The organism is Janthinobacterium sp. MP5059B, assembly GCF_001758645.1.
In the GTDB taxonomy this organism is placed as follows: Bacteria; Pseudomonadota; Gammaproteobacteria; order Burkholderiales; family Burkholderiaceae_D; genus Janthinobacterium; species Janthinobacterium lividum.
Genome location: NZ_LRHX01000009.1, coordinates 144,764 through 159,464 on the forward strand (window position 1 = coordinate 144,764; position 14,701 = coordinate 159,464).

At 61.6% G+C, this 14,701-nt stretch carries 12 protein-coding genes; 3 read left to right on the top strand and 9 right to left on the bottom strand.

The window, feature by feature from the left end; translation table 11 throughout:
- Positions 1-111: 111 nt before the first annotated feature.
- From JAB1_RS12565 to JAB1_RS12590, 6 genes are all read right to left on the bottom strand, one after another.
- Positions 112-2,373, bottom strand: coding sequence for a YgiQ family radical SAM protein (locus JAB1_RS12565; protein WP_070280187.1), 2,262 nt, complete (start codon positions 2,371-2,373; stop codon positions 112-114).
- Positions 2,374-2,654: 281 nt separating this feature from the next.
- Positions 2,655-2,933, bottom strand: a complete 279-nt coding sequence (locus JAB1_RS12570) for a DUF4404 family protein (RefSeq protein WP_034753883.1) — start codon at positions 2,931-2,933, stop codon at positions 2,655-2,657.
- Positions 2,934-2,944: 11 nt separating this feature from the next.
- Complete coding sequence (locus JAB1_RS12575; protein ID WP_034780902.1) at positions 2,945-3,157, bottom strand: VF530 family protein; 213 nt, start codon at positions 3,155-3,157, stop codon at positions 2,945-2,947.
- 109 nt (positions 3,158-3,266) lie between these two features.
- Positions 3,267-5,420 carry a M3 family metallopeptidase gene (locus JAB1_RS12580; protein ID WP_070280148.1) on the bottom strand — a complete coding sequence of 718 codons (2,154 nt, stop codon included), beginning with the start codon at positions 5,418-5,420 and terminating at the stop codon, positions 3,267-3,269.
- A gap of 224 nt (positions 5,421-5,644) precedes the next feature.
- Complete coding sequence (locus tag JAB1_RS12585; protein WP_254672075.1) at positions 5,645-7,804, bottom strand: M3 family metallopeptidase; 2,160 nt, start codon at positions 7,802-7,804, stop codon at positions 5,645-5,647.
- Between the two features lie 154 nt (positions 7,805-7,958).
- The gene (locus JAB1_RS12590; protein WP_034753936.1) at positions 7,959-8,177 is read right to left on the bottom strand and encodes a SlyX family protein; all 219 of its coding nucleotides are present in this window, start codon (positions 8,175-8,177) and stop codon (positions 7,959-7,961) included.
- Between the two features lie 193 nt (positions 8,178-8,370).
- Between JAB1_RS12590 and JAB1_RS12595 the strand changes: the two genes are divergently transcribed.
- Both JAB1_RS12595 and JAB1_RS12600 read left to right on the top strand, forming a co-directional pair.
- On the top strand, positions 8,371-8,718 hold the full coding sequence (locus tag JAB1_RS12595) for a type II toxin-antitoxin system RelE/ParE family toxin (protein WP_071653347.1): 348 nt from the start codon (positions 8,371-8,373) through the stop codon (positions 8,716-8,718).
- Positions 8,715-9,071 carry an addiction module antidote protein gene (locus JAB1_RS12600; protein ID WP_052140027.1) on the top strand — a complete coding sequence of 119 codons (357 nt, stop codon included), beginning with the start codon at positions 8,715-8,717 and terminating at the stop codon, positions 9,069-9,071. The genes JAB1_RS12595 and JAB1_RS12600 overlap by 4 nt, the downstream gene beginning before the upstream one ends.
- Positions 9,072-9,078: 7 nt before the next feature.
- Here JAB1_RS12600 and JAB1_RS12605 read toward each other — a convergent pair whose 3' ends face one another.
- On the bottom strand, positions 9,079-11,139 hold the full coding sequence (locus tag JAB1_RS12605; protein WP_051991465.1) for a UvrD-helicase domain-containing protein: 2,061 nt from the start codon (positions 11,137-11,139) through the stop codon (positions 9,079-9,081).
- Between the two features lie 209 nt (positions 11,140-11,348).
- Here JAB1_RS12605 and JAB1_RS12610 point away from each other — a divergent pair, with 209 nt between their 5' ends.
- Positions 11,349-11,834: an SRPBCC family protein gene (locus JAB1_RS12610; RefSeq protein WP_034780908.1), complete on the top strand. Its 486-nt coding sequence runs from the start codon at positions 11,349-11,351 to the stop codon at positions 11,832-11,834.
- 9 nt (positions 11,835-11,843) lie between these two features.
- Here JAB1_RS12610 and JAB1_RS12615 read toward each other — a convergent pair whose 3' ends face one another.
- Positions 11,844-12,965, bottom strand: coding sequence for an HD domain-containing phosphohydrolase (locus JAB1_RS12615; protein ID WP_254672077.1), 1,122 nt, complete (start codon positions 12,963-12,965; stop codon positions 11,844-11,846).
- Positions 12,966-13,131: 166 nt separating this feature from the next.
- Positions 13,132-14,580: a dihydrolipoyl dehydrogenase gene (locus JAB1_RS12620; protein ID WP_034780910.1), complete on the bottom strand. Its 1,449-nt coding sequence runs from the start codon at positions 14,578-14,580 to the stop codon at positions 13,132-13,134.
- Positions 14,581-14,701 lie beyond the last annotated feature (121 nt).

Sequence of the window (14,701 nt, forward strand, 5' to 3'; positions counted from 1 at the left end):
AGGCTTGCCGCCACGCCATCCCGGGGCGCAGATAGCAAAAAACCCGGCAACGCAGTACGCGTTGCCGGGTTTCGAGAGGATGCCCCAGGTGCCGGGAACAGTGACGCTGGCTTACTTGCGTCCGCCCCGTGCCGGCGCAGCATGGCCGCCCTTGGCTGGCGGCTTGCTGCCACGGCCCATCGGCACGGCGGCCGGCTTGGCCTTGGTCTTGATGGTCGACAAGATCGATGGACGCACCTTCGATTCGACGGCGCTCGCCTTCGGTGCGGCGGCCGTGCCGCCCAGGGCGATACGGTTCTTGCCTGGCGTAACCTTGAACTTGTCCGGCGTACCGGCGCCATGCGTCTGGCGGCTGCGTTCGCCTGCGGCCAGGCCGCCCGATTCCGACGATGTCCAGGCCGGGATCAAATGCTTGTCGCCATTGCCGATCAAGTCGCCACGGCCCATGTTGACCAGCGCTTCGCGCAGGATCGGCCAGTTGGCCGGGTCCTGGTAGCGCAGGAAGGCTTTATGCGTGCGGCGGATCTTGCCGCTGCGGGCCGTTTCCACCACTTCCGAGTCTGCCGTCACCTTGCGCAAAGGATTCTTGCGCGTGTGATACATGGTCGTCGCCATGGCCATCGGCGTGGGCATGAAGGTTTGTACCTGGTCCAGCTTGAAATTGTTTTTCTTCAGCCACAAGGCCAGGTTCAGCATGTCCACATCCGTCGTGCCCGGATGGGCGGCGATAAAGTAGGGGATCAAATACTGCTTCTTGCCCGCTTCCAGCGAGAAACGGTCGAACATTTCCTTGAACTCGTCGTAAGCGCCGATGCCGGGCTTCATCATCTTCGACAAGGTGCCCTCTTCCGTGTGCTCAGGAGCAATCTTCAGCAAACCGCCGACGTGGTGCGTGACCAGTTCCTTGACGTACTCGGGGGAACGCACGGCCAGGTCGTAGCGCAAGCCCGAGCTGATCAACACTTTCTTGATGCCCGGAATGGCGCGCGCCTTGCGGTACAGGGAAATGAGCTTGCTGTGATCCGTGCCCAGGTTGACGCAGATGGACGGGTACACGCAGGACAGGCGGCGGCACGAGACTTCGATCTCTTTCTCTTTGCACGCCAGGCGGTACATATTCGCCGTCGGACCACCCATATCGGAAATGGTGCCCGTAAAGCCTTTGGTTTTATCGCGGATATGCTCGATTTCGCGCAGGATCGACGGTTCCGAACGGCTCTGGATGATGCGGCCTTCATGTTCCGTGATCGAGCAGAAAGTACAGCCGCCGAAGCAGCCGCGCATGATGTTGACGGAAAAGCGGATCATTTCCCAGGCGGGGATATGCGCCTTGCCATAGCTCGGGTGCGGGGCGCGCGCGTAATTCATGTCGTACACGCCATCCATCTCGTCCATGGCCAGCGGCAGCGGCGGCGGGTTGAGCCACACGTCGCGTTCGCCGTGCGCCTGCACCATGGCGCGCGCATTGCCGGGATTCGATTCCAGGTGGAACACGCGCGACGCGTGCGCATACATGACGGGATCATCCTTGACGACGTCGTAGGCAGGCAGGCGCACCACCGTCTTGTCATGCTTTTCCTTGGCCATGGCCAGGCGCTCTTCGCGGCTCATGATGCGGATCGGCTTGATGACTTCGGCCGATTTCGACGCATTTTCCGTGGCGCAGGCAGTCTTGTCTTCCTGCACCATCTCGTACGGGCTGTAGTGCGGATCGATCTTGCCGGGCACGTCGACGCGGGTGGAATTGTGCACGCCCCAGTCGTCGCCGGGCAGCCAGCCGGACGGCACCATGAAGGCCGTGCCGCGCAAGTCGCGGATATCCTTGATCGATTCGCCAGCGGCCAGGCGATGGGTCAGGTCGACCAGCGCCCGCTCGGCATTACCGAAGATCAACAAATCAGCCTTGGAATCGGGCAAGACGGAACGGCGGACCTTGTCCGACCAGTAATCGTAATGGGCGATGCGGCGCAGCGACGCTTCGATGCTGCCGATGACGATGGGCACGTCGGGATACGCTTCGCGCGCGCGCTGGGCGTACACGGTGACGGCGCGGTCCGGGCGCTTGTTCGGTTCCGCATTCGCCGTGTAGGCGTCGTCGGAGCGGATCTTGCGGTCGGCCGTGTACTGGTTGACCATGGAATCCATGTTGCCGGCGGTAATGCCGTAGTACAGGCGCGGCTTGCCGAGGATGCGGAACGCGTCGGCCGACAGCCAGTCCGGTTGGCTGATGATGCCGACTCGGTAACCCTGCGCTTCGAGCAGGCGGCCGACCAGGGCCATGCCGAAACTCGGATGGTCGATGTAGGCGTCGCCCGTGACGAGGATGACGTCGCACTGGTCCCAGCCCAGCGCGTCCATCTCGGCACGCGACATCGGCAGGAAAGGCGCCACGGCAGCGCGGGCAGACCGCTTGGGAACGGTCGCAAATAAATTGGTAGGGGAGCTCATAGGGTACGGATTGTACCGGAATTGGCCATTTCCAACCTGACGGCCTGCTTTTTACTGTTGGATTTCAGTACAAAAAACGTTTATTTTTCAATTACTTGGGAGAAAGAGGCCCTTGGGGTCAGACCCGTCGGGGCAACGCGCCCCAGTGGGGCGCATTGCGATCGCGTAGCGACGGACCCCGATCAGCGCACAGCGATCGACTCCGATCAAATCCCCATATTCGCGAGAATTTCACCCAATTCGCGTAAAGCCGGCTCCAGTTTCGGATGCTTGACGGCAAACTTAGCCGACAATTCCTGGCTGCGCTCGGCCAGTCCATAGGTGGTCGATTCTTCTTCCTGTTCCTGCGCGGCGCGCTTTTCCATCAGCAACTTGATGTCAACATCGAGTTTTTGCAGCAAACCATGCAGTTCTTCATCGACGGGGCCGCTGGTTTCCAGTGTCGAATGCAGTTGTTGCAGCGATTCCTTGAGTTTGCTATCCATGTTTTTTCCTGTCAGTCAGTAAATTGCGTGTCCAGGTACAGCTGTTCCACCTTGCTCCTGGCCCACGGGGTCTTGCGCAAAAACTTCAGGCTCGACTTGATGCTGGGATCGCTGATGAAGCAATTGATATCGATGTGCTTGGCCAAGCCGTCCCAACCGTAGTGGGCCTGCAGACGCGTCACGATACCTTCCAGGGTAATGCCATTCAAATCTTGCTGACTCATATACTCTTTCGACTGCCTTCTTATTTACATCTTACTCAATTCTACGCCGCCGGCACGGAAAGCTTGCGTGCGCCATGTCAACGCAACGCAAGCTTCTGATGGGGACGCCTTACTTCGCGTTCAAGCCGCGGCGTTCCAGCAATGGTTCCACGGTGGCATCGCGGCCGCGGAAGTCGCGGAACAGTTGCAGCGCATCGACGCTGCCGCCGCGCGACAGCAATTTGCTGCGGAACCAGTCGCCATTCTTGCGCGTCAGGCCGCCGTTTTCCTTGAACCAGTTGACCGATTCCGCGTCCAGCTTTTCCGACCACAGGTAGGCGTAATACGCTGCCGAGTAGCCGCCCGAGAAGCTGTGCGAGAAGTAGCTGGTGCGGTAGCGCGGTGGCACGGGTGCGTAGTCGACGCCTGCATCCTTCAGCGAGGCCGCCTCAAAGGCCAGCACGTCGGTCGGGATCTGGCTCGGCGCCAGCTGGTGCCAGCGCTGGTCCAGCAAGGCCGCCGACAGGTATTCCGTCGTCATGAAGCCCTGGTTGAATTTCTTCGCGGCCGTGACCTTGTCGAGCAATTCCTGCGGCATCGCCGCGCCGCTCTGGTAGTGCTTGGCATAGTTTTGCAGCACTTCCGGCCAGACGGCCCACATTTCATTGACTTGCGATGGATACTCGACGAAGTCGCTCGGCACGCTGGTGCCGGCAAAGCGCGGGTATTTCACGTTCGAAAACATGCCGTGCAGCGCATGGCCGAATTCGTGGAACATGGTCGTCACTTCATCGAACGTCAGCAAGGTCGGCTGGCCGGCGGGCGGCTTCGGAATGTTCAATTGGTTGGCCACCACCGGATGCGTGCCCATCAACGACGATTGCGACACGTATTCATTCATCCACGCGCCGCCATGCTTGTTGCCGCGCGCATAGAAGTCGGCGATGAACAGGGCCAGCGGCTTGCCGTTGGCGTCGAGCACGTCGTAGACGCGCACGTCCGGGTTATATACCGGCAAGTCCTTGCGTTCCTTGAAGCTGATGCCGTACAGTTTATTGGCGGCAAAGAAGACGCCATTGTTCAGCACGCTGTTCAATTCCAGGTACGGTTTCAGCTCGTTTTCATCGAAATTGAAACGTTGCTTGCGCAGCTTGTCCGTGTAGATGGCCCAGTCGGCGGCCGCCACCTGGAAGCCGCCCTTCTCGGCATCGACCACTTGCTGCAGGTCGGCCGCTTCGCGGCGCGCGTTGGCAACAGCCGGTTTCGCCAATTCCGACAGCAAGGTGTTGACGGCCGTGGTCGTCTTGGCCGTCTGGTCTTCCAGCGAGTAGGCGGCGTAATTGGCGTAACCGAGCAGGGTGGCCCGTTCGGCGCGCAATTTGGCCAGCTTCAGCACGATGGCGCGGTTGTCGAACTCGCCGCCCTGGCTGCCGCGGTTCAGCGACGCATCCATCAGGCGCTGGCGCGTCTTGCGATCCGTCAATACGGCCAGCGGCGGCTGGCCGCTGGTGTTGACGAGGGCGATGACGAACTTGCCCGTCAAGCCGCGCTCCTTGGCTGCCGAGGCGGCCGTATCGATATCGCTGTCCGTCATGCCGGCCAGTTCGGCGCGCGTGTCGACGACGATGCTCTTGGCATTCGTTTCCTTCAGCACGTTTTGCGCGAAGGCAGTTTCCAGGCCCGCCTGCTCGGCGTTGTAGGCTTTCAATTTTTCCTTGTCCGCATCGGACAGCTTGGCGCCGGCGCGCACGAAATCCGTGTGATAGCGCTCCAGCAGGCGCAGGGATTCGGCGTCGAGGCCCAGCTTGTCGCGCTTGGCGTACAGGGTGTCGATGCGGGTAAACAGTTTCGGATTCAGGGTGATCGCATCGGCGTGCGCGGCCAGCTTCGGCGACACGTCCACTTCCACCGCTTCCAGCACGCTGTTCGTGTTGGTCGAGGTCATGTTGCTGAAGATGCTTTGCACGCGGTGCAGCAACTGCCCCGTGCGCTCGAGGGCCACGATGGTGTTTTCAAACGTGGGCGCCTGGCGGTTGCTGGCAATCGCGTTGACTTCGGCCAGCTGGCGTTTCATGCCTTCGGCAAACGCCGGCGCATAGTGCGCGTCCTTGATCAGGCCGAACTGCGGCATCTGGAATGGCAGCGGGCTGGCTTTGAGCAGGGGGTTCTGGGCGCTGACGGCGGCGGCGGGCGCGGATTTTGCGGTGGCGGCAGCCATGGCGGACGGAGCGGCGTGGGCCAGCATGACGCTGGCGGCGATGACGAGCAGTTGTGGACGGATCATGACATCTTTCAGGAAGCGCGGGGAAGAACCGCGATCGCGTCGCGGGCCAGTGGCAGATCATAGCAGCCTGTCACACAGGCGTCATCCAACATGGGCGATCCTGTGGTGCATCACGCCAAATGCGCGGTTTACCACGGTCTACAATCAAAAACTCCAAATAAAAATGGCCGCCCGTTGCGGGGCGGCCATCGATGTTCAGTACCGGCCAGGCCGGTGAACGGGCATTACTTGGCGTTCAAGCCACGGCGTTCCAGCAGCGGCTCGATCTTCGCATCGCGGCCGCGGAAGTTGCGGTAGATGTCGAGCGCATCGGCGCTGCCGCCGCGCGACAGCAGTTTATTGCGGAACCAGTCGCCGTTCTTGCGCGTCAGGCCGCCGTTTTCCTTGAACCACTCGACCGTGTCGGCATCGAGCTTTTCCGACCACAGATACGCGTAGTAGCCGGCCGAATAGCCGCCCGCGAACACGTGCGAGAAATACGTGGTGCGGTAGCGCGGCGGCGCCGGGGCGAAATCGACGCCGGCATCCGTCAAGGCGGCTTTTTCAAACGCCAGCACGTCGGTCGGGATCTGTGCCGGGGTCAGCTGGTGCCAGCGCTGATCCAGCAGGGCCGATGCCAGGTATTCCGTGGTTTTATAGCCCTGGTTGAAATTGTCGGCCGCCGTCACTTTCGCCAGCAGTTCGGCCGGGATAGCCGCGCCCGTCTGATAGTGCTTGGCATAGTTTTGCAGCACTTCCGGCCACAGCGCCCACATTTCATTGACTTGCGACGGGTATTCGACGAAGTCGCGCGGCACGCTGGTGCCGGCAAAGCGCGGGTATTTCACGTTCGAAAACATGCCGTGCAGCGCATGGCCGAATTCGTGGAACATGGTGTTGACTTCGTCAAACGTCATCAGGGTCGGCTGACCCGCTTCCGGCTTCGGAATGTTGAGGTTATTCGCAATCACCGGCTTGCGGTTCAGCAAGGCCGACTGGCCCACGTAGGCATTCGCCCAGGCGCCGCCGCGCTTGTTGCTGCGCGCGTAAGGGTCGAGCGTGAAGATGGCCAGCTGCGTGCCGTCTTCATTGAAGACATCGTACACCAGCATGTCGGACGTGTAGACAGGCAAGTCGGTGCGCTGCTTGAAGGTCAAGCCATACAATTTGCCAGCAGCAAAGAACACGCCCTTGGTCAGCACGCTGTGCATTTCAAAGTATGGTTTCAACTGAGTCTCGTCGAAGTTGTAGCGTTCGGCGCGCACCTTGTCGCTATAGAAGGCCCAGTCGGCAGCGCCCACCTTGAAGCCGCCTTTGCCTGCATCGATGACCTTCTGGATATCGTCCGCTTCACGGCGCGCGTTGACGACGGCCGGCTTCGCCAGTTCGCCCAGCAAAGCGTTCACGGCGGTCGTGTCGTGCGCCGTCTGGTCTTCCAGCGAATACGCCGCGTAGTTCGGGTAGCCCATCAGCGCGGCACGTTCGGCGCGCAGTTTTGCCAGTTCCAGCACTTCCTGGGTATTGTCGAACTCGCCGCCACGGCTGCCGCGCGCTTGCGAAGCGGCCATGATGCGTTCGCGCAAGGCGCGGTTGGTCAGCAGCGACAGCGGCGCCTGGCCCGTCGTATTGACGAGAGCGATCACATACTTGCCATCCAGGCCGCGCTTCTTGGCCAGGCCGGCAGCCACCTCGATGGCGGCCGGCGACAGGCCGTCGAGTTCTTCGCGCGTATCGACGACGACGGCCGAGGCGTTCAATTCCTTCAGCACGTTCTGCGCGAACTTGGTCGACAGGGCAGCCAGCTGGCCGTTATAGGCGCGCAGCTTTTCCTTGTCGGCCGCCGACAGCTTGGCGCCGGCGCGCACGAAGTCCGTGTGATAGCGTTCCAGCAGGCGTTTCGATTCCGCATCCAGGCCCAGCTTGTCGCGCTTGGCGTACAGGGTGTCGATGCGCTTGAACAATTTATCGTTGAGCATGATCGCGTCGCTATGGGCCGCCATTTTCGGCGCCAGTTCGCGCTCCAGGCCCTGGATCGTCTCATTCGTATTCGAACCGGACATCACGGAAAACACGGTGCGCACGCGGCTCAGCAACTGGCCCGAGCGTTCCATGGCCACGATGGTGTTGTCGAAGGTAGCTGGCTTCTTGTTATTCGCAATCGCGTTGATTTCCGCCAGGTTGGCGGCCATGCCTGCCGTAAAGGCGGGCGCATAGTCGGCATCCTGCACCTTGTCGAACGGCGGATAGTTGAATGGCAGGCTGCTGGCCTGCGCAAACGGGTTCGAAGCGGGCAGCGTTGCCGCCGCGGTAGCGGCAGGTGCTGTGGGGGCGGTGGCGGCAAAAGCGGCAGCGGCTGGCGCCAGCATCAGGCTGGCGGCGATGACGAGCATTGTTGGACGGGTCATGTCTACTTTCTAGGAGCGCAAGAGAGCCGCGATTGTGTCGCGGGCCAGCTTGAAATAATAACAGCCTGACACACTTGCGTCACCCGCAACGACTGACCTTAACGGGTCGGCGGGTAATGTATGGTTTTCATGCGCCCCGCTCCACGATGCCGATTTAGTAATGCGGCGGACGTTCGTTGACCAGCCCGCCATTTGCCTGCTGCGCCCCGTCGCGCACATGTTCGCCCAGCTTGTGCAGCATCGCCTCGAGCTGGTCGATGCGCTTGCCCTGCTGGTACACCATCTGGTTCAGCGACTCGACCAGGTCTTCCTGCTGCGCCAGCTTGATTTCAATATCGACGAAACGTACTTCCATCTGTTCTGCATTGTCCATGGTGCTTCTGCTCATTTCTGACTGAAAGCGGCATTCTACCGCCGCAGTAGCGTGAGCCAGGACAAACCTCGTCCATTCGCCATCGGTCAGACGGCCATTGCTGCCTATTCTTTCGTTTGGCCCTCTCAAATCGCTTGACGAATGAGAACAACCGATTACAATAACTACATCCACGCCACCCGAACCACCGCTGATCGACACGCGCAAGACGGCCGAATACCGGCGCTGGGAAGACTCGCCGCACGATGTTGCGGCCGCCGCCATCGACGCGCGCATCAAGCACTTGCAGCACGGTGGCGACTGGCGGCCAGTGGGTGAAGGCGTGTGCGAGCTGCGCTTTTTACAGACGGGGCCAGGCTGGCGCGTGTATTTTCATGAAACGAACCGGGGCACCCTGATCTTGCTGCTGTTGGGCGGCAACAAATCCAGCCAGCAGCGTGACATCAAGCAGGCGCAAGCAATCCTCCGGGAGCTGAAAGCCCGGCAGGCGGCCCTCAAAAAAGCGGCGGCAAGCCCCTCCACAGGAGCACGAAAGAAATGAACCACGACATCGACCACGACACCTTCGACCTCGACGACCTGGAAGCATTGGGACTGAGCAAATTTGACCCGACACAACACCTGACCAGCAAGGCCGCCGTGGCCGCCTACATGAGCGAAATCGTCGCCACCGGCAATGCCGAACTGTTCCAGTCCGCCATGAACGACGTGGTGCGCGCCTACGGCATGGGCAAGGTGGCGGCCAGGGCCGACATCACGCGCGAAGGCGCGTATAAAGCCTTGCGCGAAGGCAGCAAGCCGCGCTTCGAAACCATTTTAAAGATGCTCGATGCGCTGGGCATGCAGCTGGCCATCGTGCCAAAAACCACGCCAGACGGCGCCGTGGAAGCCTGAGCGCCGCTTACCCTTTCGGCGCGGCCAACAGCGCCTTCATGCGCGCCAAACGCTCCTTGGGCGAAATCACTTCCGCTTCCGTCGGCACGGCATCGCCCACGTCGAGTTCCATTTCCTTGATGAAGCGCGACGGGTCGCAATGGACTTGCTCGCCAGCCCGCTTGCGCTTCTTGCACCAGGTAATGTGCAAGGTACGCTGGGCCCGCGTGATGCCCACATACATCAAACGCCGCTCTTCCTGGATGCGCGCGGCGATGGTTTCGGCCGGCGCGTCAGGGTCGCCCTTGTGCGGCAAGATCCCCTCTTCCACGCCCACCAGAAACACGTGCGGAAACTCGAGACCTTTCGACGCGTGCAGGGTCGACATGCGCACGGCGTCCTGCTCCTCGTCCTTGCCCTCGAGCATGGTCATCAAGGCCACCATCTGCGTCAATTCCAGCACGTTCTTTTCTTCGCCATCGCGGTCCTTGCCGCCCCGGCCCCGTTCCTTCAGCCAGTTGACGAATTCCAGCACATTCTGCCACTTGCTTTGCGCTTGGCGTTCCTCGAAGGCATCGTACAGATACGATTCGTAGTGGATTTCCTTCATCATGTCATCCAGCACTTCGGCCGCGTTGTCGCCGCTGCCGGCCGCGCCCGGACGGCTGGCGCGCGATTCGAGGTCGTTGATGAAGTTGCAGAAGTCGCGCAGCGGACCCAGCTGGCGGTCCGTCAGCTTGGCCTCGATGCCGCCCTTGAAGACGGCCTGGAACAGCGAGCACTGCCACTGCCCCGAGAACGCGCCCAGCACCTCCAGGGTCGACTGCCCCACGCCACGGCGCGGCGTCGTCACGGCGCGGATGAAAGCCGGGTCGTCATCCTCATTGGCCAGCAGGCGCAGATAGCTGATGATGTCCTTGATCTCGGCCTTGTCGAAGAAGCTCTGGCCGCCCGAGATCGTGTACGGAATGCGTTCCTTGCGCAAACACTGCTCGATGATGCGCGCCTGGTGGTTGCCCCGGTACAAAATGGCGTAATCGGAAAATTTATTCTTGCGTTCAAAATGGTCGGCCGAGATCATGATGGCGACCTGCTCCGCCTCCTGCTCGTCCGTCTGCATGCCCAGCACCTTGATCGGCTCGCCCAGGCCATGTTCGGACCACAGCGACTTTTCAAACAATTTAGGATTGTTGCCGATGACGGCATTGGCTGCATTGAGCACGCGCATGGTGGAGCGGTAATTCTGCTCCAGCTTGATCACGCGCAAATCGGGGAAATCCGTCTCCAGGGTCTTCAGGTTTTCCACGGTGGCGCCGCGCCACGCGTAGATGGCCTGGTCGTCGTCGCCCACGGCCGTAAACATCGGCTTCTTGCCGATGCCCGTCACCATCAGTTTCACCAGTTCGTACTGGCAGGTGTTCGTATCCTGGTATTCATCGACGAGCAGATAGCGCAAACGGCGCTGCCACTTGTCGCGCACAGGTCCATTGTTGCGGAACAGTTCCACCGGCAAGCGGATCAGGTCGTCGAAATCGACGGCCTGGTAGGCAGAGAGCGTTGCCACATAGCTGCGGTAGATGCGCGCCGCGTTCGCCTCGTCCTCATCCTTGGCTTGTGCCAGCGCCATGTCCGGGTCAATCAGGCCATTTTTCCACAAGGACATGGCGTTCTGGATGCCGCGAATGACCTGTTTATCGGTGGTAATGGCGAGGTCTTGCACCAGCGAAAAACAGTCGTCGCTGTCCATGATGGAAAAGCGGTCCTTCAGCCCCACGCCATTGGCTTCCTGGCGCAGGATTTTCACGCCCAGCGAGTGGAAGGTCGACACCGTCAACTGCTTGGCCTGGCGCGGCTGTTTCAACAGCTTGGCGATGCGCTCCTGCATTTCCAGCGCCGCCTTGTTGGTGAAGGTCAAAGCGGCGATGGTGCGCGGGTCATAGCCCCGGTCTTCGATCAGATGGGCGATCTTTTGCGTGATCACGCGCGTCTTGCCCGAGCCGGCGCCCGCCAGCACCAGGCAAGGGCCGTCGAGATAGGTAACCGCTTCGCTTTGGGGCGCATTCAGACCGAACTGTGGTGCTTTGGACATCAGGGTATTTCCGCAGGGAACAGCAGCCCATTGTAACAGCGTCGCGCAGGCTATTTGCATGGCGGGCCATGCCTGAAAAACAGGCAATGGCATTGATATATCGCCATCTGACGCCATCTTGACCCATGCAATGCGTGCGGCACGGCCACGCCTGGAGTACCATTCCGCCTATATCGCCCGTGTGCGCCCACTTACCGAATGGCAGTCCCATGAAATTTGAACACCTGATTGAAATCAACGATCCTTTGAACCCGCTGATCGACACCTTGACCCTGGAGCAAGTCTGGCGCGGCCTGGTCTTGCGCGCCGAGTCGCCGAAGCTGTTCGTGCCGCACCTCGATGAATGCCAGATCAGCGAGCGCAGCGATACCGGCTTCGCGCGCAGCCTGCGCTATGGCGAGCTGGTCATCAACGACAGGGTGGTGCTGGTGCCGCAATTGCAGGTACGCTACGAAGTGCCGGCGCAAAAGGATATCAGCGCGTCCTCGCTGGTGATGACCATCGAAATGCCCGACGAAGCGAGCATGTGGGTGCGCTTCCAGTACGACGATGGCCACGACGCGGCCACCGATGCGGCCAACGCCCTGTACGACGACTTCCGCCGTTCCGCCTACAAGGAGTCCGACATCGACACCGTGCGCATCATGCGCGAACTGGCAGTCGAAGGGCGGCTGGATGCGGGCTTGCTGAACTAAGCGCCTGGGCTACATTCGCGCGCTGCGGCCCCACAGCTGATCAGGGCGAAACTGCAAACCCGCCTGCTCCGCACTGAGCACTTCGCGGATGGCGTGCAAGTCCACGCGCGTATCGCGCCGCAGCGGCACGTCCAGGCGCGCGCCGCGGGGGCCGATCAGCGACTGCACGTGCGGCGTGGCGGCATTCAAGCCCTTGCGCGTGACGACGCCGATTTCCCCATTGAGCAGTTTGACGAAGGTGCCGACCGGGTAGATGCCCAGCTCGCGCACCAGCAGGGACGCCAGCGGCGCATCCAGCGTGGCCTTGTCGGCCATCAGCATTTCGCGCAGGGCCACGTTCGGCAGCAAGGGCTGGCGGTAGCTGCGCTTCGAAACGCGCGCGCAATAGCGGTCGGCCAGCATGATCAGGCGCGCGCCGATGCCAATCGCCTCGCCTTGCGTGCCCAGCGGATAGCCGCTGCCATCGATATTTTCATGGTGCTGCAGCACGGCCTGCAGCCAGACGGCGTCCGTGACGCCCGCCGCGCGCAGCAGGTCGACACCGGCTTGCGGATGAGCGCGCAAATAGGCCCGCTCCTGCGCGTCCAGCGGTCCCGCCTTGTGCTGGAAATCCGCATGGCGTTCCAGCATGCCCACATTCATGCTCAGCGCGGCCAGCACCACGCTGCGGATCACGCCATCATCGAGTTTCAGGGCGCGCGCCAGCAGGGCCGTGATAACGGCCGTGTCGACGCTGTGGCGCACGGCAAAGTCGCCCGCGCCCTGGTTGTGCAGGATGCAAGCCAGCGCCACGTCCGCATCCAGCGCAACAGCCTCTTCCACCAGCTGCGCCAGCGGCGCGAGGGATAGGTGGCTGCCCGCCTGCCCGGCGGCAATGGCCGGCAGGACGAGGGCCAGCCCTGCCGTGACAAGGTTCAGCATGCGCAGGGCCGACGGCGCTTCCGTGGCCGTGCGCGGCACGTCCGCACTGGTATCGGCGATGACGCCATGCGCCAGCAGCAATGCGATCTGGTTCTCGCTGCTGATGACATGGCCCAGCCTGGCCAGCAGGCTGCCCGTCTCGCCGTGCACGTCCCAGGGCAGGGCCACGCCCAGGGCGAGTTCTCCCGCGTAAATGCGCCGAATTTTCACATCGTCTCCGTGTCATCGCCAGCCGCTACCCTTTTTACCATTGCGGCATGGGCGGCATGTGCCAATTGAAATGTTTTTTGCTTTTAATCAATATTTCAATGTGGCAGCGATGATCGCGCAATCATGTGAGCTTGTCTACAAAATTATATAAATCATAAAGTTGCATTCAGGGCCCAGGTGTGCAATCGGCGCAGCCGGGCGCGTGTTCCGGGTCTTTTTCCAGGTGCAGCGCCAGTTCGCGCAAGGCCGTGCGCACGCCTTCCTCGATGACGGGGTGGTAAAACGGCATGTCGAGCATGGCTGGCACCGTCAGCTGCGCCTGGCATGCCCAGGCCAGCAGATGGCCCAGGTGTTCCGCCCTTGGGCCGATCAGCTCGGCGCCAAGAAAGCGCTTGCTGCCAAATTCCGCATACACGCGCAGCAAGCCCTGGTTTTGCAGCATCACGCGGCTGCGGCCCTGGTTGCCGAATGACACGGCACCGACGGCGAAGCGGCCTGCATGGCTCACGCACAATTGCTGGTACGTCGCGCCCAGGGTGGCGATCTGCGGCTCCGTGAAGGCAATCGTCAACGGCGTGCGGCGCAAGCCTGGTTTGACGTCAGGAAAGCGCGCCGCGTTGTCGCCCGCGATGCGGCCCTCGTCGGCCGCTTCGGGCAGCAGCGGCAGTGCGTTGTCGGCATCCCCGGCAATGAAGATGGCGCTCTTGCCACACTGCATGGTATGCGGGTCATGCAGGGGAATGCCGTGGCGGTCGAGTTCGATTTGCGCCGTTTCCAGGCCGATCTTGTCCACGTTCGGCGCCCGGCCGATGGCGGCCAACACATACTCGAACTGCTCGGTTTTTTCCACGCCGGCGGCATCGCTGCTGGTGAGCAGGATGCCGCTGCCGTCAGGCGCTTTTGCCATGTGCGCAACCTTGGTCATGAAACGGATATCGAGTTCGCGCGCCAGCACGGCATCCGCCTCCCGCAGCACCAGCGGGTCCGTCAGCTGCGCGACTTTATTGCCACGCGCAAACAAGGTCACGCGCACGCCCAGCCGCGCCAGCGCCTGGCCCAATTCCAGGCCGATGACGCCGCTGCCAACCACGGCCACGGAGCCTGGCAAATCCGTCCACTCGAACACGGCGTCGCTGGTGATGACCCTGTCTCCCGCCGCCTGCCACTCGGGCGGCACGATGGGCGTGGAACCGGTGGCGATCACCACGCTGGTAGCTTCGACAAGCGTATGCTCATCCACCTGCAATGTGCCGGGGGAAATAAAACGTGCATGGCCACGCAGTTTTTCTTCGTCAGGGATGGCGTTGACGCCGTCGAGCACGAAGCCGACAAAACGGTCGCGCTCGCTGCGCACCCTGGCCATCACTTGCCGGCCATCGATGCGCACGGGGCCCGGGTGCACGCCAAAAGCCGGCGCGGCAGCCACGGCATGGGCCGCCTCGGCCGCCGCAATCAGGAGTTTGCTGGGCATGCAGCCCACCCTCGCGCAGGTCGTGCCGTACGGTCCGCTTTCGATCATCAGTACGCGCTTGCCCTGCATGCGCGCCGCCTTGTGCGCCGTCATGCCGGCCGTGCCGCTGCCGATCACGGCCACATCCACTCGTATCGTCTTCATGGTGCTATCCATCCACTGAGGTTGCTCACAGCGTTCGATACTACCCGTTTGCCAAAAATAAGGTTTTACTTTGCAGCAATATATGCATTAGTATAACTAATCATTTTCAAAATTTATAAGC